The sequence below is a fragment of the Nonomuraea sp. NPDC050383 genome, assembly GCF_044459125.1.
Classification (GTDB): Bacteria; Actinomycetota; Actinomycetes; order Streptosporangiales; family Streptosporangiaceae; genus Nonomuraea.
In genome coordinates, this window is record NZ_JBITIP010000025.1 from 1 (window position 1) to 17,716 (window position 17,716).

General features: G+C 72.8%; 21 protein-coding genes and 1 pseudogene. 11 read left to right on the forward strand and 11 right to left on the reverse strand.

Annotation, left to right across the window (positions count from 1 at the left end; all coding sequences use genetic code 11):
• Window positions 1–151: 151 nt before the first annotated feature.
• Both ACIBG4_RS38100 and ACIBG4_RS38105 read right to left on the reverse strand, forming a co-directional pair.
• On the reverse strand, window positions 152–436 hold the full coding sequence (locus ACIBG4_RS38100; protein ID WP_397206906.1) for a hypothetical protein: 285 nt from the start codon (window positions 434–436) through the stop codon (window positions 152–154).
• A gap of 19 nt (window positions 437–455) precedes the next feature.
• Window positions 456–803 (reverse strand): hypothetical protein, encoded by a 348-nt coding sequence (locus ACIBG4_RS38105; RefSeq protein ID WP_397206908.1) that lies wholly within the window; start codon window positions 801–803, stop codon window positions 456–458.
• Between the two features lie 200 nt (window positions 804–1,003).
• Here ACIBG4_RS38105 and ACIBG4_RS38110 point away from each other — a divergent pair, with 200 nt between their 5' ends.
• Window positions 1,004–2,158 carry a helix-turn-helix domain-containing protein gene (locus tag ACIBG4_RS38110; RefSeq protein ID WP_397206910.1) on the forward strand — a complete coding sequence of 385 codons (1,155 nt, stop codon included), beginning with the start codon at window positions 1,004–1,006 and terminating at the stop codon, window positions 2,156–2,158.
• A gap of 298 nt (window positions 2,159–2,456) precedes the next feature.
• On the opposite strand, the gene ACIBG4_RS38115 is transcribed toward ACIBG4_RS38110, so the two are convergent.
• Together ACIBG4_RS38115 and ACIBG4_RS38120 are read right to left on the reverse strand one after the other, a co-directional pair.
• Window positions 2,457–2,897 carry a hypothetical protein gene (locus tag ACIBG4_RS38115; RefSeq protein ID WP_397206912.1) on the reverse strand — a complete coding sequence of 147 codons (441 nt, stop codon included), beginning with the start codon at window positions 2,895–2,897 and terminating at the stop codon, window positions 2,457–2,459.
• Window positions 2,894–3,328 carry a MarR family winged helix-turn-helix transcriptional regulator gene (locus tag ACIBG4_RS38120; protein ID WP_397206914.1) on the reverse strand — a complete coding sequence of 145 codons (435 nt, stop codon included), beginning with the start codon at window positions 3,326–3,328 and terminating at the stop codon, window positions 2,894–2,896. Before ACIBG4_RS38120 ends, ACIBG4_RS38115 begins: the two co-directional genes overlap by 4 nt.
• Before the next feature lie 72 nt (window positions 3,329–3,400).
• On the opposite strand from ACIBG4_RS38120, the gene ACIBG4_RS38125 reads away from it, so the two are divergent.
• On the forward strand, window positions 3,401–3,544 hold the full coding sequence (locus ACIBG4_RS38125) for a hypothetical protein (RefSeq protein ID WP_397206916.1): 144 nt from the start codon (window positions 3,401–3,403) through the stop codon (window positions 3,542–3,544).
• A gap of 42 nt (window positions 3,545–3,586) precedes the next feature.
• Here the strand turns inward: ACIBG4_RS38125 and ACIBG4_RS38130 are convergent, their stop codons facing one another.
• A complete protein-coding gene (locus ACIBG4_RS38130) occupies window positions 3,587–4,342 on the reverse strand; it encodes an SDR family NAD(P)-dependent oxidoreductase (RefSeq protein ID WP_397206918.1) in 756 nt (251 codons plus the stop codon).
• 165 nt (window positions 4,343–4,507) lie between these two features.
• Here ACIBG4_RS38130 and ACIBG4_RS38135 point away from each other — a divergent pair, with 165 nt between their 5' ends.
• Window positions 4,508–5,068 (forward strand): TetR family transcriptional regulator, encoded by a 561-nt coding sequence (locus ACIBG4_RS38135; RefSeq protein ID WP_397206920.1) that lies wholly within the window; start codon window positions 4,508–4,510, stop codon window positions 5,066–5,068.
• 74 nt (window positions 5,069–5,142) lie between these two features.
• Here ACIBG4_RS38135 and ACIBG4_RS38140 read toward each other — a convergent pair whose 3' ends face one another.
• The gene (locus tag ACIBG4_RS38140) at window positions 5,143–5,775 is read right to left on the reverse strand and encodes a class I SAM-dependent methyltransferase (RefSeq protein WP_397206922.1); all 633 of its coding nucleotides are present in this window, start codon (window positions 5,773–5,775) and stop codon (window positions 5,143–5,145) included.
• A 173-nt stretch (window positions 5,776–5,948) separates the two neighbouring features.
• On the opposite strand from ACIBG4_RS38140, the gene ACIBG4_RS38145 reads away from it, so the two are divergent.
• Complete coding sequence (locus tag ACIBG4_RS38145; RefSeq protein WP_397206924.1) at window positions 5,949–6,395, forward strand: SRPBCC domain-containing protein; 447 nt, start codon at window positions 5,949–5,951, stop codon at window positions 6,393–6,395.
• Window positions 6,392–6,751 (forward strand): ArsR/SmtB family transcription factor, encoded by a 360-nt coding sequence (locus ACIBG4_RS38150; protein WP_397206926.1) that lies wholly within the window; start codon window positions 6,392–6,394, stop codon window positions 6,749–6,751. Before ACIBG4_RS38145 ends, ACIBG4_RS38150 begins: the two co-directional genes overlap by 4 nt.
• A gap of 66 nt (window positions 6,752–6,817) precedes the next feature.
• Here ACIBG4_RS38150 and ACIBG4_RS38155 read toward each other — a convergent pair whose 3' ends face one another.
• Entirely contained in the window at window positions 6,818–8,059 is a 1,242-nt protein-coding gene (locus ACIBG4_RS38155) for an MFS transporter (RefSeq protein WP_397206928.1), read from the reverse strand.
• Between the two features lie 99 nt (window positions 8,060–8,158).
• Here ACIBG4_RS38155 and ACIBG4_RS38160 point away from each other — a divergent pair, with 99 nt between their 5' ends.
• Entirely contained in the window at window positions 8,159–9,244 is a 1,086-nt protein-coding gene (locus tag ACIBG4_RS38160; protein WP_397206930.1) for a DUF5937 family protein, read from the forward strand.
• A 58-nt stretch (window positions 9,245–9,302) separates the two neighbouring features.
• Here the strand turns inward: ACIBG4_RS38160 and ACIBG4_RS38165 are convergent, their stop codons facing one another.
• Window positions 9,303–9,842 carry a TIGR00730 family Rossman fold protein gene (locus tag ACIBG4_RS38165; protein WP_397206932.1) on the reverse strand — a complete coding sequence of 180 codons (540 nt, stop codon included), beginning with the start codon at window positions 9,840–9,842 and terminating at the stop codon, window positions 9,303–9,305.
• Window positions 9,843–10,013: 171 nt separating this feature from the next.
• On the opposite strand from ACIBG4_RS38165, the gene ACIBG4_RS38170 reads away from it, so the two are divergent.
• Both ACIBG4_RS38170 and ACIBG4_RS38175 read left to right on the forward strand, forming a co-directional pair.
• A complete protein-coding gene (locus tag ACIBG4_RS38170; RefSeq protein WP_397206934.1) occupies window positions 10,014–11,792 on the forward strand; it encodes a PA14 domain-containing protein in 1,779 nt (592 codons plus the stop codon).
• Window positions 11,793–11,831: 39 nt separating this feature from the next.
• Window positions 11,832–12,239: pseudogene (locus ACIBG4_RS38175) on the forward strand (PA14 domain-containing protein); the annotation flags it as partial.
• 61 nt (window positions 12,240–12,300) lie between these two features.
• On the opposite strand, the gene ACIBG4_RS38180 reads toward ACIBG4_RS38175, so the two are convergent.
• Together ACIBG4_RS38180 and ACIBG4_RS38185 are read right to left on the reverse strand one after the other, a co-directional pair.
• Window positions 12,301–13,347, reverse strand: a complete 1,047-nt coding sequence (locus ACIBG4_RS38180; protein ID WP_397206936.1) for a class I SAM-dependent methyltransferase — start codon at window positions 13,345–13,347, stop codon at window positions 12,301–12,303.
• Between the two features lie 156 nt (window positions 13,348–13,503).
• Window positions 13,504–13,905: a nuclear transport factor 2 family protein gene (locus tag ACIBG4_RS38185; protein ID WP_310716771.1), complete on the reverse strand. Its 402-nt coding sequence runs from the start codon at window positions 13,903–13,905 to the stop codon at window positions 13,504–13,506.
• Window positions 13,906–13,996: 91 nt separating this feature from the next.
• On the opposite strand from ACIBG4_RS38185, the gene ACIBG4_RS38190 reads away from it, so the two are divergent.
• Window positions 13,997–14,593 (forward strand): TetR/AcrR family transcriptional regulator, encoded by a 597-nt coding sequence (locus ACIBG4_RS38190; RefSeq protein ID WP_397206939.1) that lies wholly within the window; start codon window positions 13,997–13,999, stop codon window positions 14,591–14,593.
• A 15-nt stretch (window positions 14,594–14,608) separates the two neighbouring features.
• Here the strand turns inward: ACIBG4_RS38190 and ACIBG4_RS38195 are convergent, their stop codons facing one another.
• Window positions 14,609–15,247, reverse strand: a complete 639-nt coding sequence (locus ACIBG4_RS38195) for a M15 family metallopeptidase (protein WP_397206941.1) — start codon at window positions 15,245–15,247, stop codon at window positions 14,609–14,611.
• A 245-nt stretch (window positions 15,248–15,492) separates the two neighbouring features.
• Here ACIBG4_RS38195 and purB point away from each other — a divergent pair, with 245 nt between their 5' ends.
• Both purB and ACIBG4_RS38205 read left to right on the forward strand, forming a co-directional pair.
• Window positions 15,493–16,923, forward strand: coding sequence for an adenylosuccinate lyase (gene purB / locus ACIBG4_RS38200; protein ID WP_397206943.1), 1,431 nt, complete (start codon window positions 15,493–15,495; stop codon window positions 16,921–16,923).
• A 27-nt stretch (window positions 16,924–16,950) separates the two neighbouring features.
• Window positions 16,951–17,694: a GNAT family N-acetyltransferase gene (locus ACIBG4_RS38205; protein ID WP_397206945.1), complete on the forward strand. Its 744-nt coding sequence runs from the start codon at window positions 16,951–16,953 to the stop codon at window positions 17,692–17,694.
• The last annotated feature ends 22 nt before the right edge of the window (window positions 17,695–17,716 follow it).

Genomic DNA, 17,716 nt, shown 5'->3' on the forward strand with positions numbered 1-17,716 from the left:
GGGGGCCCCCCCTCCCGGCCCCGCGTACCGGCCCTGCCGCGCCCGGGGGCGGGTGGCGGGGGGGGCGGGGGGGGGGGGGGGGGGCCCGCCGCCACCGCGTCCTTGGTGCCGACCTTCGGCGCCTTGTGCGGTTGTGCTCGCTAGGTGCTACCTAGCGGACCCATAATTCGTAGCCGCCGTCACCGTCGCCGTCGCAGTGGTAGTCGGCGTAGTGGTCCCAGTAGACGGCCACGATGCCGGCGGCCTGGCAGGTGACGAGGTTGTCGTAGGTGCCGTAGTAGCGCCAGCTCAGGATCGAGACGCCGGCGGTCTGAGCCGATGAGGTGGTCAGCGGTGAAGCGGCGGCGGCTGATGCCGTGGCCGGGATCAGCGCGGTGGTCGGTGCCAGCAAGGCGGCCGCCATGGCGGCCATCGTGACGATGCGCCGAAGCGTCATGAGGTTGCTCCTCTCGCTGTTATCTGTGGATCTCGGCGTAGCTGTCGAGAATGGGGAAGATGCCGCACCCCATGGACAGTTCGGTACGGGCGCCCGGGGTGACGATGTTGACCCCGGCGTCGCGCCAGACGGTGGTGGCAGGCCAGCACTTGATGTGCAACTCGGCGAACCCCGGTCCGGTGCAGAAGACGTGGATCCTCTGGTCGGTGGAGTCGTAGTAGGTGGGGTCGCAGCTGGTGTTGGCCGCCTTGGCCGTCTTGGCGGCCGTGGGGGCAGAGGTGCTGGCGGCTGTGGCCGGTGCGCTTGACGCGTACAGCGCGACAGCCGTGCTGCCGGCCAGGGCGAGAGCCGTTACGAGGCGTTTCATGGGGCGCCTTTCCTTTCGAGGGGCGGGATGAGTGGTCCCGTCCGTGCTGGGTGCTTCCGCCTCCAACCACAGCCGTGCGATTGTTGATCAGCCAGTGGTGGCAGTCGTGCACAATCAATGACTGATCAATTGATCAATGGGACATTCGCCCGGCGACGCGCTCACGCGATGGCACCGTCGCGGTGGCAGGGAGGTTGGGTGTGGGGCGGCGCGAGGAACCGATCGATCCTGGTGCTGGGCCGTTGGCGGCCTTCGCGTTGGACTTGCGCCGGTTACGTGAGAGCGCCGGGTCGCCGAGCTACCGGCAGCTGGCCCGCACGGCGCACTACTCGGCCAGCGCGTTGTCCAGCGCGTGCAGCGGCAACAGCATGCCGAGCTGGAATGTCACCCGGGCGCTGGTGCAGGCCTGCGGCGGCGATGTCGGGCAGTGGCAGCAGCGCTGGCGGCAGGTGGCGGCCGAGCTGTGCCGTGAGCCGGAGGCCGCCCACGCCGGGCAACGGGACGCCGAGCGGGCCGCCGTCGATCCGAGCACACCGATCGCCGCGACCTCCGAGGACACCGCGCCGGGGGTGTCCTCGCCGGACGGCGCGAGCCGCCCAGCACCGATGATCTGGAAGCCACACACTGCGGTGGTGGCGAGCGTCGCCCTGATCGGTGTTGTGCTCTTTGTGTTGATCGGCCGGAACGCCCAGAGCGGCGCATCCCAACCGGCGGATCCAGCTACCCCGGCACCGCCGACGATGACCGCTTCGCCCTCCGGACGCCCCACGCCGGCCGGAACGGCCACGACCGCGTCCTCCACCCAGGCCGCCCCCGCTGTCGGCGGCGATGCCGGCCCGGCGACGGTGAGCTCCTTTCCGCCTGATGGCGGGGTGGTCGTGGGGCCCGGCTGCCCGCTGGACAAGCGGCGCGACTACAGCATCAACGAGCAGCACGACGACGGCTGGCATCCGGCCACCGGCGGTTGGACGGGTGATGGATGCACCGGGCGAATGTTCTACACCGCGCTGGCCGGCCAGACCACCCCGTACGCCTACCCGCTGCGGTGGAAGGAATCATTCGTCTGGCGGGCCGTCACCGGTGTCGCCGGCCCGGCACGCTGCGCGCTGGCCGTGCACGTGCCCGACTCCTCGTACGCCGCCGCAGTCGCGATCTACCGCCTCCATCGGACAAGCAACGCCGACGGCGATTCGATCGCCGACCTTCCCGTCGACCAAGCCGCCCACCATGGCAGCTGGCTGGTGCACCATGTCTCGGTTCCCGACGCCACCGACCTCTCGGTCGAACTCGTTGACACCGGACCAGGCGATCGCACCATCGCCGCCGACGCCATCTCCATGGCCTGTCCTGGCTGACGCTCAACCTCGGGTACGGCATCTCAGGTAAGTGTGTCGGCGTCGATGCGGGAGAAGAGCAGGACGAGCAGGGCCGTCACTACGGGTGACCTGTCCCGCCCGGCCCGTGCCGGCCGGCACCATCCGCTGCCCGGCCGCGTTCGGCGTCTGATTCCCGCCGTACGGCGGGCGCCTGGCCTCGACTCGGGCGCCAGGCGCCCGCCGACGGTGGCACGTCGGGACTCAGCCGGTCTTCACAGCCCGGTGGACCCGTGCGCCCATCACCCGATCACGGTCATCGTGCCTCTTCGTCCCGGGGTCACCGCCGGCCCGTGTCCTGCCACGGGAACGGGGCGCGGTCGGGTTCGACCCAGCCGGTCCTGGCCTGCGCGGAGGCCAGCGTCGCCGGTTGGTAGAAGCGGGTCAGCAGCCGCTTGTCGAGCAGGGCGGGATGGTGGTCGATGAACGCGGTGAAGTCGTCTTCGCCGTGTTCGGCCGCGTGGTGGCCGACCAGTTCGACCCAGGCCCGGCTCATGGTCGCGTGGTACTTCTGGGGCACCCTCGCATAGCGGGTGGTGCGCTGGATACCATCGCTGACCAGCCCGACCGCCGCGGGCACGCCGACCCGTCGAACGGCCAGCCACGTCAGATGGACATGTTCCCGGTGGCCGAACCGCTCGGCGGTCGCCATCACCTCGGCCATCAACGCATCGAAGTCAGGGGCGCCGACGACGTGTTCGCCGGCGGGGTGCATGGTCATGAGGGCACCTCCGTCAGGGCTTGCAGGGCGGTGCGCAGGTGGGCGACGGCGTCGGCCGGCAGGCCGCCGAGCGCGCGGTGCTCCAGGTCGGCGATGGCCTGCCGGATCGTGGTGGCGGCCAGTCGCCCGGACGAGGTGAGTTCGATGAGCACCGCCCGGCGGTCTCCGGGGCGGGTGCCGCGGGTGATGTGGCCGCGTCGTTCCAGGCGGTCCAGCACGCTGGTCAGCGTGGTGGGGCGGGCGCCCACGGCCGCGCCGAGTTCGGACACGGTCCGGCCCCGGCCGTCGGCCAGGTTCGCCAGCGCGTTGATCTCGGAGGCGGTCAGGTCCAGGTCGACGAGCTCGGCGGCGAGCACTTGCAGGGTGGCGTGGGTGGCCCGCTGCAATGCGAGCAGAGCCGACCACTCAGATGATACGGATTCGGACTTCACGATGTCGGATCATACGATTTCGTAGCAACTGCTGCAAGCGAGAGCCATCGCCTCCCGCATCGTGAGTGCCGAGTGCCGAGTGCCGAGCTGCTGACCGGGCGGATTCAGGCGACCCACGAGGTGATCAACCCCGGCAAGCCGCGGCGCCCGGGTCCGGTGGCGGGCGCCTGGGCGCTCGTCCGCGAGCCGAGCCGGGCCCGCCGGCCCACGGGTTGACCGCGCCAGGGCTGTCCCGGCGGTTGACGCCGCCGCCGGTGGTCAGGCCGCCGACCAGCCGCCGTCGACCGGGACGAGGGCGCCGTTGATGAACGAGGCGGCGTCGGAGGCGAGGAAGAGGGCGGCGTCGGCCATCTGCTCCGGCTGGGCGATCCGCTCACCCAGCGCGAGCACGGGGGCGAGGCGGGCGGCGCCGGTGGGGTCGAACGAGGCCGCGGTGGCGATGCCGGTCATGGTCGGGCCCGGGAGGATGGCGTTGCAGCGGATGCCGTCCTTGGCGTGGGCCCAGGCGACGCTGCGGGTCAGGCCGGCGACGCCGTGCTTGGAGGCGGTGTAGGCGGCTCCGGCGGCGCCGCCGCGGACGGCCGCCTCGGAGGCGGTGTTGACGATCGCGCCGCGGCCCTGGCGCAGCATGTGGGGCAGGACGGCGTGGGTGACGAGGAAGGTGCCGGTCAGGTTGACGCGCAGGACCCGCTCCCACAGCGCGAGGGGGATCTCGGCGGGCAGGGCCATGGTGTCCATGATCCCGGCGTTGTTGCACAGCACGTCGATGCGGCCGTAGGCACTGATCGCGGTCTCGACGAGCGCGGTGACCGACGCCTCGTCGCCGATGTCGGCGGTGGCGGGCAGGGCCGCGTCCCCGATGTCGGCGGCGGTGCGGGCGGCGCCGTCGGCGTCGATGTCGCAGGCCACGACGCGGGCGCCGGCCTTGGCGAAGGTCACGGCCATCGCCCGGCCGATGCCGGATCCCGCTCCGGTGATGAGGGCGACACGGTCGTCGAGGGTGTGGGCGGTCATGGGCGCGTCCTTTCGATCGGGGCGGGCGACGGCGGCGCGTGTCCGGCGGTGAGCCCCGGCGACCGGACTTCGTCGTCCGGTTGCACCGTAGCCCGTGCCGCCGACCCGTGTCGAGGGTCACGGGCAGCCACCGGACGATTCAGTCCGGTTGGTACCGTGGCTTCCATGTCCCACGTACGCCGGCCCAACAGAGGCCCGAGCGCCGCGGCGGAGAACCGGGCGGCGCTGATCGCGGCGGCCCGCGAGCTGTTCGCCACCGACGGGTTCGACACGCCGCTCACCTCGATCGCGAAGGCGGCCGGCGTCGGCCAGGGCAGCCTCTACCGGCACTTCCCCGACCGCGTCAGCCTCGCGCTGGCCGTCTTCGAGGACGGCGTCAGGGAGCTGGAGGAGCTCGCCGCCCGGCCCGGCACCACGCTCGACGACATGCTGGCGCTCATGACCGAGCAGGCCATCTCCTCGATCGCGTTCATCGACATGGTCGGGGCGGTCGGCGCCGCGGTCGACCCGCGCCTCCTCCGGCTGCGCGATCGGGTGGCGGAGCTGCTGGAGGGCCTGCTCGCGGAGGCGCGAGAGTCGGGCCGCGTACGTGACCACGTCACCACCGAGGACCTGGTCACGGTCATCGGCATGATCGCGGCACTGCTCGCCAGGATACCGGCGGACACCCGCCGCCGGACGGCCGAGCGCGCCTGGCTGCTGTTCCGCCAGGGCATGGACGCCTGACACGCGGGACGCTTCACGCATCGGTCGCCTGCTCCGCCGGCCGGACGCCGGCCCGCGGGCCGGGCGCGGCGACGTCAGCGCGGGGAACCCGCCCGGGTCGCCACTCCGCGGATCATCGGCACGGTGACGGGCAGGTTCGGGCGGGGCGCGAACGTCTCGACGTCGTGGACGGCCAGGCCGGCGTGCTCGATCGTGGCCAGGCTGCGCCGGTTGAGGTGGCATCCCGCGCCCAGGCGCCGCCACAGCGGCGTGAGCAGGTCCTGGATCCGGCCGCGCGCGCCCGTGCCGCGTACGTGCTCGAAGAACACGAACCGGCCGGCCGGCTTCAGCACGCGCCGGACCTCGGCCAGGGTCCGGCCGGGGTCGTCGACCGAGCACAGCACCAGGGTGGCGACCACGGCGTCGAAGCTGGCGTCGGCGAAGGGCAGCCGCTCGCCGCGCGCGGCGAGCACCCGGACGGGGACCGCCGTCCCGGCCGGCCGGGCGCGCAGGCGACGGCGCATGGCGGCGTCGGGCTCGGCGGCCACCACCTGGCCGGCCGCGCGGTAGTGGGCGAGGTTGGCGCCGGAGCCGGCGCCGATCTCCAGGACCCGCCCGCCCAGGCCCCCGACCAGCTCCTCGCGTACGGCCCCCAGCCAGCGCCGCTCGGCGACCCGGGTGATGGCGTCGTAGCACATCGCGAAACACCGGTGCCCGCGCCCGTCCATGACCGGCTCCCTCCGTCCCGCTTCCGGTTCGGCCCTGACCTCCAGCCAAGCACCCTCGCCGCGCCGGCCCGAGACGGGGTCCGCGCGGAAGCGCAACTCCGGGGTTGCGCATTCGAGGATCGATGTGCAACTCTGAAGTTGCACGCAAGGATCGAGTGTGAAGGAGTCTCCTCATGAGCGAGGATCGGATCGAACGCGAAACGCTGATCGCGGCGTCCCTGGAGCGGGTCTGGTCGCTGGTGGCCCAGCCCGGGTTCTGGGTGGCCGACGAGGCGAGCCTGCCCGGCACCGTGGCACGAGAAGGAGAGTCGATGGTGGCCAGGAACGCCCAGCACGGCGACTTCCCGGTGCGCGTGGAGACGGTGCGGCCGCCGACGTACCTGGCCTACCGCTGGACCAGCGCGTTCCCGGGGGAGGAGCTGAGCGAGGACAACAGCACCCTCGTGGAGTTCACGCTGACCCCGGAGGGCGACAAGACGCGGCTGCGCGTCGTGGAGAGCGGGTTCGCGACACTGCCCGGCACCCAGGAGCTGCGCACCCGGAACCTGAAGGACCACACCGACGGCTGGCCCCAGTGCTTCGACGCGCTCAAGGCGCGCGCCGAGCAGCCGGCCGCGTGACGGACGAGCGTCGCGGCGTCGCCGGGGAGGTCGACAGCGTCCTGGCCGCGTTGGCCGACCCGACGCGACGTCACCTGCTCGACCTGCTCGCCGCGCGGGGCGAGGCCACCGCGACGACACTCGCCGAACGGCTGCCGGTCTCGCGGCAGGCGGTGGTCAAGCACCTCGCCGTCCTGGACGCCGCCGGGCTCGTCACCGGCAGCCGGGTCGGCCGCGAGGTGCGGTACGCGGTCCGCCCGGCGGCGCTGGACGCGACGGCGCGGTGGATGGCCGCGCTCGCGGCCGACTGGGACCGGCGGCTGGCGACCATCAAGCGCGTCGCCGAGGCGGCGGAGGGGGATGCGTTCCAGAGCTGAAAATCTACAATGTAAAGGCGCGGGCTCGGTACGGGCTGGGCCCTGCACGAATGGCGATCGCGGAGCTCAGGAGCCTGCTCGCGGCCGGCAACGGCAACCGCTGAGCCGCGTTCTTCGGTCCTTCTCGGGGGCGACGGCGGAGGCGGACAGGAGCGTCGCAGCGGCGAGGCTGCCCCACAGGGCGGCCGAGCCGTGGGAGGCGAGAGCGGTGATGGCCGCCGGGGAGACGGCGAGGCCGAAGCCCGTGGAGAGCTGGAAGCGGGCCAGGGCACGTCCCAGGACGGGGGCCGGGGCGAGGACGGTGACGAGCGCGGTGGCGCTGCCGGCATAGATGATCTCGCCGATGGTGCAGAGCACGGACACCCCGGCGACGGCCGGGGCGCTCCATCCGTCTCCCAGGGAGGTGGCCGCGAGGAAGCCGAGGTAGGACGCGGCGAGCACCACGCCGGCGAGAGCCAGCATGGTCCGCCGGGAGAAGCGGGACATCAGGACGGTGACCGGAACCTGCAGGGTGACCACCAGCACCGTGTTCGCCACGAAGATGGCTGCCGACCACGCCGGGGACGCGTGCAACTGGGTCACCAGGACCAGGGGGAGCGCGATTTCGGGGACGTTGAGGCAGAAGACATAGATCACGTTGGCGGCCAGCAGCGCGCGCATCCGAGGTGCGGGCCCGTCGGTCCTGTCCCTGGCAGGAGTGGCGGCTGGATGCGCGTGCAGGTGGACCGACCATGCCAAGGCCGCCGCGGCGAGATAGGCGAGCCCGGTGACGGCTGCCAGCGCCTGCAGTGCGGTGGTGCCGCCCGCCAGGCATGCGGTGGCGAGGAGGGCGCCCACGCCCAGGCCGGCGTTGCGCAGCGCGCGGGCTCCCGCGAGAGCGGCGTCGCGTTCGCGGCCGTGGGCGACCGTGGCCACGAGAGCCGCGTGGGCGGCCGGCCACGCCTGGTTGCCGATGCCGAGGAAGAGCGCCGCCGTCGCGAACAGCCAGACGTGCCCCGCCGGGGCGGCCAGCAGCAGCGCCACGCCCACCACCCGCACCAGCATCGACGCGGCCACGACCGTGCTGCGTGCGCCCCGGTCCAGCCATCGGCCCACCGCGGGCATGCACACCAGACCCACGACGATGCCGGCCGTCATGGCGATGCCGGTGGCCGACGCGGACAGCCTCAGCACCGTCACCCCGTAGAGCAGCAGAAAGGGCCGCAGCATGCCGGTGCCGAGCGCGTCCACGGCCAGGGCGACGGCATAGCGGGGGCCTCCGGAGGCGCGGACGAGGGCACGCGGCTGGATCCTGGTGGTGGTTGCCATGGCGTCAACGATGCGTTCGGCCGCCGCGCCGACGGTGTCGGTTGACGGACACCGTCAATCGACGCGGTCGTCGGCCATCCGACCAGCGATGATGGGGGGATGACGTTGAGGATCGACATCGGCGGCCTGCCGTCCGGGCGGCTGCGGTTCGCCGCCTCTCCGCTGGCCGAGCTGACCGCGATGCTGCACGTGCTGGCCGAACCCGGGCATCACCCGCAGCTCGCCGGCTGGGCCGGGGACGTCTGGGCCGGGCTGCGGCCGGAGCTGGCCGAGCGGCTCAGGGAGGCGGAGTTCCTCTGGCGTTCCTCACGAGCCGACTTCCTGGTCCCCGCCCGTCCCCGGCCGACCCTCGCCGAGGAGCTGGACGAGGTGGACCGGATCGACGATGAGACCTATGTGAGCGCCGCGCTCATCACCACGTGCGGCAGCAACCGGGTCCATTTCGCCGCGCCGTCGCCGCTCGCCGACGCGGCGGCGCGCGAGCGGGCCCTGGACCTGGCCCAAGCGCGCGGCGCGCTCCAGGAGGCCTTCGCGGAACGGCTGCTCGCGGACCCGGCCGCCGTTCGGGCGCGGGTGCGTGACACCCTCGAACAGTGCGCCGAGGCCTTCTTCGACGCGGCCTGGGCGGGCGCCGCCGTGCAACTCGCCACCGACCTGCGCCTGAAGAACGACCTGCTGAAGCGCCAGGGCATCGGGGCGGCACTCGCGTCGGTCTCCGGCGCCGTCACCCTGGCGCCGGACGGCGACTGCATCATCGTCGACAAACTGCAGGACAATGCGATCGCCGCCCACGGCACCGGGGTCACCTTCCTCCCCAGCGTCTTCGGCCGCCCGCACCTGGTGGTGATCCAGGCGCCCGGGTGGCAGCCGGTGGTGCAGTACCCCGTGGCCGAGGCAAGTCCGTCGGAGCCGGTGTCGCTGGAAACGGTGACGCTACGGCTGGAGGCGCTCGCGCATCCGGTACGGCTGCGGCTGCTGCGCACCCTCGCCCGCGGCCCGCACACCACCGGTGAGCTGGCCCACGCCTGGGAGCTTTCACCCCCGGAGGTCTCCCGCCACCTCGCTGTCCTGCGCCGCGCGGGCCTGCTCACGGCCCGGCGGCACGGTCGTTACGTCCGTTACACCGTCAATCTCCCCGATCTGACGGCGCTGGGCGCCGACCTGCTGACGGCCGTACTGCGCTGAGCAGCTTCGGCCGGCCGGACCGCGGGCGACCGCCGACCTGCCGGCCAGGACCCGGACCTCACCGGTCGCCGAGTGACTCCTTGAGGTAGGTCATGGCCTCCACGGGCTCATCGGCGAAGAACATCAGCTCCGAGAGGGGACGCGGCAGGAATCCCTCGTCCTCCATGCGGCGGAACTGCTCCTTCAGCCCGTCGTAGAAGCCCGCGGTGTTCAGCAGCACCACCGGCATGTCGGTATGCCCGTGCTTCTTCAGCTCCAGGATCTCGGTCGCCTCGTCCAGGGTCCCCGTGCCGCCCACCATGATCACCACCGCGTCGGCCTTGTCCAGCAGCAGCCTCTTGCGCTCGGCGAGGTCCTGCGCGATGACCATGTCGTCCACGCCCGGCCGCACCTTGTCCACCAGAAAATGCACCGAGACGCCCATGAGGCGCCCGCCGGAGGCGTGCACCCCGTCCGCCACGACCTTCATCAGCCCCACGTTGGAGCCGCCCCACACCAGCGTGTGCCCGCCCTGCCCGATCAGCCGCGCGAGCTCGCGGGCGGGCCGGGTGTAGGTCTCGGCGAGGTCGGCGGCGGAGAGGAAGACGCAGATGTTCATGACAACACCGTAGGGGCTGCCCGTGGCGGACCTGGAGACAGGCCTCAGCAGCGAGGGCATGTGAGACGGCGGCTTCCGCGGGGCAGACCGGCCGATCATGACGCTTAACCCTCCGGACATCCACGCGTGTCATGATCTCCCGGATCTTGAGCAACCTCTGACAGGAGCATGATGACCGCATCTGCACGCCGCGCGTTACGCGCCGTTATCGCGGGCGGCCTGACGGCCGCCGCGCTGGTCTGGCCGGCGGGCGCACAGGCGCAAGCGGCCGCGGCCGCCACCGTCTCGGTGGACTTCACCAAGCCCGTTCACACGATCTCTCCCGCCGACATCGGCCTCTCCATCACCGGGTACGGCGAGGGCTCGTACATCACCAACGACACCAGGCACCGCGAGCACGTGCGCAGGCTGGGCGTGGGCCGCATGCGTATCGAGCTGCACTACCAGACGCCGGGCGACCACAGCAGCCCCATCGTCTGCGGCAGCTACAAGTGCGCCACCGAGGTCTCGGGCGACGCCTGGATCGACGCCATCCGCGACCTGGGCGCGGAGCCGGTCGTCATCCTCCAGGTGGACGGCCGGCAGAGCGCGGAGGTGAACCGGGACGACGCGGTCGCCCTCTACCGGCACTTCGCCGCCTCCGGCAAGCCGATCCAGCGGTTCATCCTGGGCAACGAGCTCGACTGCTCCTGCACCCCGGACAAGCCGCAGATGACGGCCACGGAGTACAGCAGGCGCTTCAACCTCATCGCCGACGCGCTGCGCGCCGAGAACGCCTCCGTCGCGGTCGGCGGCCCCGCCACCTCCTCGAACGACCACGACTACATCCGCACGTTCCTGCAGGGATCGGGCGCCCGGGTCAGCTTCGTCGACTACCACGACTACGGCAACGGCTTCGACCCCATCACCGACGACGCGCTGCTCGGTGACGTGATCCGCGACTACGAGAGCGACATCGAGGCCGTGCGCGCCACCGTCCGCTCCGTGCTCGGCCACGACCTGCCGATCCAGATCGGCGAGTTCAACTCCGACTACGACGACCCGGACGGCCACCGCACGCTGACCCACTTCAACACCCTGTGGGGCGCGGCGGCCCTCGGCCAGATGCTGCACGCCGGCGCGAGCGCCTTCCAGTACGGCGACAAGAACGGCCGGCTCGGCCTGACCAGCACCAAGGGCGAGGGCGGCATCGCCCGCAGCGAGCCGCTGCCCATGTACCACGGCATCGGCATGTACACCGGTGAGGGCCTGTTCAGGCCGTTCGGCACGACCGTCGTCCAGGCGAGCGCGAGCACCGCCAAGCTGCACGTCTTCGCCTCCGACCACGCCAGGAACGTCGTCCTGGTCAACGTGGGCGACGAGCCGCTGGAGACGGCCCTCACCCTCACCGGGGCGGCGAACGGCAGCGCCGCGATCTGGCAGAGCACCTCCGACGCCTGGACCCCGCACCGCACCGGCACCGCGACGATCTCCGGCGGCCGGGCCACGGTGACGTTGCCGGCCGGATCGGCCACCACCCTGGTCCTGGACGAGCAGGGCCTGTCGGCGACGTACTTCGACAACGCCGACCTGACCGGCGCCAGCCTCACCCGCGTCGACCCCACCGTGAACTTCGACTGGGGCTCGGCCTCCCCGGACCCCGCCATCGGCGCCGACACCTTCAGCGCCCGCTGGAGCGGCAAGGTCGTCGCCGACAAGGCGGAGACGTACACGTTCATCACGACCAGCGACGACGGCGTGCGCCTGTGGGTGGACGGGCGGCTGCTCATCGACGCCTGGAGCGACCACTCCAAGCGCGAGGACACCGCCGCGATCGCGCTGAGCGCCGGCTCGCACGACATCAGGATGGAGTTCTACGACGGCGGCTACGACGCCATCGCGGAGCTGCGCTGGACGAGCCCGAGCATCCCCCGCGAGATCATCCCGGCGGACAGGCTCCGCACCGGCTGAACCAGCGGGACGCCTGCCGGGAGCCGGCGAGGGCGGCCGGCGGCGACGTACTTCGACAACGCCGACCTGACCGGCGCCAGCCTCACCCGCGTCGACCCCACCGTGAACTTCGACTGGGGCTCGGCCTCCCCGGACCCCGCCATCGGCGCCGACACCTTCAGCGCCCGCTGGAGCGGCAAGGTCGTCGCCGACAAGGCGGAGACGTACACGTTCATCACGACCAGCGACGACGGCGTGCGCCTGTGGGTGGACGGGCGGCTGCTCATCGACGCCTGGAGCGACCACTCCAAGCGCGAGGACACCGCCGCGATCGCGCTGAGCGCCGGCTCGCACGACATCAGGATGGAGTTCTACGACGGCGGCTACGACGCCATCGCGGAGCTGCGCTGGACGAGCCCGAGCATCCCCCGCGAGATCATCCCGGCGGACAGGCTCCGCACCGGCTGAACCAGCGGGACGCCTGCCGGGAGCCGGCGAGGGCGGCCGGCGGCGACGCCGCCGCGCCGTCCTACGGCCGGACCTCGTACACCAGGTTGAACGGCGTCTCCGCGGCCCGCCGGAACCGCGTGAAACCCGCCTCGGTGACCAGCTCCCGCATCCGCGCCTCACCTGCCTGCGCGCCGAGAGCGGAGCCGCCCGGCTGGGAGAGCGCGTTGGGCACGCACAGGAACGTGGAGGCGCTGTAGTACAGCCGTCCCACGGGCGTCAGGTTCTCCTCGACCCGGTCGAAGGCGAACGGCTCGACCAGGAGCCAGGTCCCGTCCGCGGCCAGCGCCTCGCGCACCCGCCGGGCGGCGCTCAGGGGGTCGCCCATGTCGTGCAGGCAGTCGAACATCGTCACCAGGTCGTAGTCGGCGCCGGTGAAGGTGTCCGCGCCGGACACCTCGAAGCCCAGCCGGTCGGACAGGCCGGCCTGGGCGGCCCGCTCGCTCGCCAGGGCGATGGACTCGGCGTGGTAGTCGGAGCCGAGGACCGTGCTGCGCGGGTACGTCTGCGCGATGAGGGCCGAGGACGAGCCGAGACCGCAGCCCACGTCGGCCACCCGCGCCCCGGCGGCGAGTTTGGCCTCCACCCCCTCCAGGGCCGGGATCCAGCTCGTCACCAGCTGGGCCACGTAGGCGGGCCGGAAGAACGCGTCGCAGCCGACGAAGACGTCCTCGTGGTGCTCGTGCCAGCCGACTCCGGCGCCGGTGCGGAAGGCCTCGGTGATGCGCGGTTCGGCGCGCAGCATGCCGAGGGCGAGCAGGAACGCCGCGGGCAGGTTGGGGCCGTCCGGGGCGGCCAGGCAGAACGCCTGCTCCTCCGTCAGCGAGAACCGGCCGGTGCCCGGATCGTAGCCGACGTACCCGCCGGCGGCCTGGCCGCGCAGCCACTCGGCGAGGTAGCGCGGGTCGCACCCGGTGCGCTGCGCGAACTCCTCGGGCGTGGCGGGACCCTCCGCGAGCGAGCGGTACAGGCCGAGCCGGTGACCGATCACGACGGAGCCCGCCGCGTTGGTCGCCGCCAGGTCGCTCGTGAACCGGCCCAGGAACTCCGTCAGCTTGTTGTGGTCCATCCGGTCCTCCTCGCCGTCGAGCCGGCTCGTGCCGGCTGCGACAGCAAGGGTCGGCGCGCGCCCTCCGGCGCGCTGTCCTGGTCCTACCAGGCAGAGTTTGCCCTGGTACGCGGGATGCTACGCATGGGCTGCCGGGCGCGGTGTGTCGTGGTGCCGTCAACCGGCCAGGGGGACCCGCCGGGCGAGCACCTTGCGGTGGCTGATCCGCCAGCCCCGGTCCACGCGCACGACGGTGTCCTCGTACGTCACGCTCCCGCTCGTGCCGTCCGAGCGGATGCCGATCCCCTTGGACCGCGCGCTCACCCGGCCGTCGGGCCGCTCGCCGAGGACGACGTTCGTGACATGGTGCCCGACCGGGTTCAGCTCGCCCAGGGCGCGCGCCGCCTCGGCGCATGCCGCCACCCCCCGCAGGACCCCCTGCCCGAAGTCCGTGACGTCGTAGGTGACATCGGTGGTGAACACCTCGTCCAGGCGGTCGAGGTCGCCGCTGTCGCACAGGTGCCCGTGCATCGCGATCAGCTCGGCGATCAGGAAGCGGTCTTCACAGGTGAGGGCCATGACGCTCCTTTGCTGGTAAGGCGGGAGCCTCCCGTCATAGCGCGCTACCATAAGCGGGGAACTCCCCACTTAGCAACCAGGGAGCACGACGATGGCGGACGCGGGCAGGGCGGCGGGCACGCGACGACCGCGCAGGACGGACGCGGCCAGGAACGCCGAGCTGCTGCTCGCCGCGGCGAGAGAGCTCTTCGACGAGCGCGGGCCCGACGTCCCGCTGGACGACGTGGCTCGCCGGGCGGGCGTCGGCAACGCGACCCTCTACCGGCACTTCCCCACGCGGAGCGACCTGATCGTGGCGGTGTACGCGGAGGAGGTGACGACACTCTGCGAGCAGGGCGCCGCTCTCCTCGAAGCCGAACCGGCAGAAGAGGCCCTGTTCACCTGGCTGGAGAGCTTCGTCGTCCACGTCGCCACCAAGCGAGCCCTGGCACTGGCCGGGACCGACGACAACGACGAGCGCCGCACCGAGCTGTTCGACCACTGGCACACCTCCATGCGCTCGGCCGCGCGGAAACTCCTCGCCCGGGCCCAGCGGACCGGCGCCGTCGATCCCGGCCTCACCGCGGCGGACCTGCTCGCCCTGACCAGCGCGGCCGCCATCGCGGCCACCGGCCCGGAACACGCGCGGCGCCTGCTCCGGCTCATGCGCCACGGCTTCGCGGGCCCCCAGCCGCCTCGCCCCGGCTGACGTCCGCGAGGACGCTCACGGACCGGCGGCCCCGTACCGCACAGGCTCGCCCTTCAGCGCCGACCACAGGCGAGTGCCGAACTCGAAGTGCCACCACTCCTCGGCGAGCACGACGAAGCCCTGCCGGCGCAGGCTGTGGTACAGCAGGCGGCGCAACGCCCGCACCGGCCCCGGGACGTGCTCGAAGGCGGTCGCCCCGGCCAGTTCCGTGAAGTCGTCGAAGACCGTCCCCAGCGCCAGCGCCCTGCCTTCCCACGTCAACGTGAGATCGACCGCCCCGCCGGTCAGATGAGGCGGCGGTGCCGCCGGATCCCCGGAGGGCCGCGCCACCATGGTCGGCCCGTCGGGGTCGCCTTCCGGGGTGAGCGCGTCGAACAGCTCTCGCTGCAGCGCAAGGGGGCGCCAGGCGTCGAAGACCGCGATCCCGAATCCCTCCGGCAGCGTGGCGGCGGCCTGGCGCAGCCGCCCGAGCGCCTCGGCTCTCAGCCACTGCCCGCCGGTCGCATGGCGCCGGCCCGCCTCGGCGTAACTGTGCAGCACCTGCACGCCGGCGCCGGACACCTCGGCGAGCCGCTCCGCCTGATGCGTCACCTCATGGGCCGGGCCGAGGACGGCCGACCCGGGCATGAGCGGCGGAATGGCCGTACGGGTCATGGGAGCCGGCGGAACGGGGACCTGATCGGCTCCCAGAAGCCCGGCCTGGCCGGCCGTGGGCCTCACCGTGCCGGCCGGGTGCCGGCCTGCCGGCTCTCGCGGCGGCGTGCTCACTCATCCCCTCTTCCACCACAGGCTGAAAGTCATCGCCAGCGTACGCCCAGTCGGGGCCGGCTGGATGAGCGCCGCCGCCGGAGAAGTCCCCGTCGAGAACGTCATGTGCCCGCGTCATAGACTTGTCCGACGTGACGTCGAAGCCGCGTATCCCCGATGTTCTGGCCGCCCGTTATGCCTCGCCGGAGCTGGCCCGGTTGTGGTCCCCCGAGTACAAGGTCGTCGCCGAGCGGCGGCTGTGGCTGGCGGTGCTGCGCGCCCAGGCCGAGCTGGGGGTGGCCGTGCCCGAGCAGGCGGCGGCCGACTACGAGAAGGTCCTCGACCAGGTGGACCTGGAGTCGATCGCGGCGCGTGAGCGGGTGACGCGGCACGACGTGAAGGCCCGCATCGAGGAGTTCAACGCGCTGGCCGGCCACGAGCAGGTCCACAAGGGCATGACCTCGCGCGACCTCACCGAGAACGTCGAGCAGCTGCAGATCCGCGACAGCCTGCTGCTGGTGCGCGACCGGGTGGTGGCGCTGCTGGCACGGCTGGCGGCGCTGGCCGAGGAGCACCGCGAGACCGTGATCGCCGGCCGCTCCCACAACGTGGCCGCGCAGGCCACCACGCTCGGCAAGCGGTTCGCCTCGGCCGCCGACGAGCTGCTGGTCGCCCACCGCCGGCTGGAGGAGCTGATCGCCCGCTACCCGCTGCGCGGGATCAAGGGCCCGGTCGGCACCGCCCAGGACATGCTGGACCTGCTCGGCGGCGACGAGGACAAGCTCGCCGAGCTGGAGGGGCGGGTGGCGGCCCACCTGGGGTTCGAGCACAGGCTGACCAGCGTCGGCCAGGTCTACCCGCGTTCCCTCGACTTCGAGGTCGTCTCGGCGCTGGTGCAGCTCGCCGCGTCCCCGTCGTCGCTGGCGAAGACGATCCGGCTGATGGCCGGGCACGAGCTGGTGACCGAGGGCTTCAAGGAGGGGCAGGTCGGCTCCTCGGCGATGCCGCACAAGATGAACACCCGCTCCTGCGAGCGGGTCAACGGCCTGGCCGTGGTGCTGCGCGGCTACGCCTCGATGGTGGGGGAGCTGGCCGGCGACCAGTGGAACGAGGGCGACGTGTCCTGCTCGGTGGTGCGCCGGGTGGCGCTGCCGGACGCGTTCTTCGCCTTCGACGGGCTGGTGGAGACCATGCTGACGGTCCTGGACGAGTTCGGAGCGTTCCCGGCGGTGATCGCCACGGAGCTGGACCGCTACCTGCCGTTCCTGGCCACGACCAAGATGCTGATGGCGGCGGTGCGGGCCGGCGTGGGCCGCGAGACGGCGCACGAGCTGATCAAGGAGCACGCGGTGGGCTCGGCGCTGGCCATGCGCTCGCGCGGCGCGGCCAACGAGCTGCTGGACCGCCTTGCGGCCGACGAGCGGTTCCCGCTGGACCGGGCGGCCCTGGAGGCGCTGCTGGCCGACCGGGTGTCGTTCACCGGCGCGGCGGCCGGCCAGGTGACGGCGGTGGCGCGGCAGGTGGCCGAGGTGGTGTCCGCCCATCCGGAGGCGGCCGCCTACCGGCCCGGCTCCATCCTGTGATCCCCGGCTCGCGCGGTACCGATCGTGGTGCGTGAGCTGAGATCCGTGGCCGAGGTGCGGGCCGCGTGCGGTGACGACGACCTGCCGGTGTGGGTGGCGCAGGACCTGACGGGCGGCGCGCGGGCGTGGGCGCTGGGCGAGGCCGTGGTGAGCGCCGCGCCCGCGGTGTCGCGCCGCGACCGCATCGGCGTGTGGGGGAACGCCTCGGACGCCGTCGAGCTGGTACGGCACGCGCTGGCGGAGATGGGGCCCTCGTACCGGCCGTTCGGCGAGGCGGGACTGATGGCCGAGGTGGCGGCGAAGGTCGACGGGCTGCAGGTCGCGGGCGGCTTCTCCTGGATGAGCCTGCCCGCCGGCCACGTCCCGCCCGACGCGGGGGCGGGCGTGGGCTGGCTGGGGGAGGGGGCCGAGGGGGAGGTGGCCGAGCTGCTGGCCGAGCACGCGCCCACCTCGTACGCGGTCCCGGGCGCGCCGGGGGTGCGCCGCTGGGCGGGCGCGCGGGTGGACGGCCTGCTGGCGGCGGTGGCCGCGGACGCGTGGAGCGCCCCGTCGGTGGGGCTGCTGGCCGGGGTGGCCACGGCGGCGCCGTTCCGGGGACGGGGTCTGGCGGAGCGCGTGTGCCGGTGGGTGACGGCCCGGCTCGTGGCGGCGCACGGGCGGGCGGCGCTCATGGTGGACGACGACAACCCGGCGGCGATCGGGGTGTACGGGCGGCTCGGGTACCGGCGCACCCGCGTGCTGGCCACGCACGTTTGTGAATCTACATTGTAAAGGCGCTCCCTTCTGTCCGGAC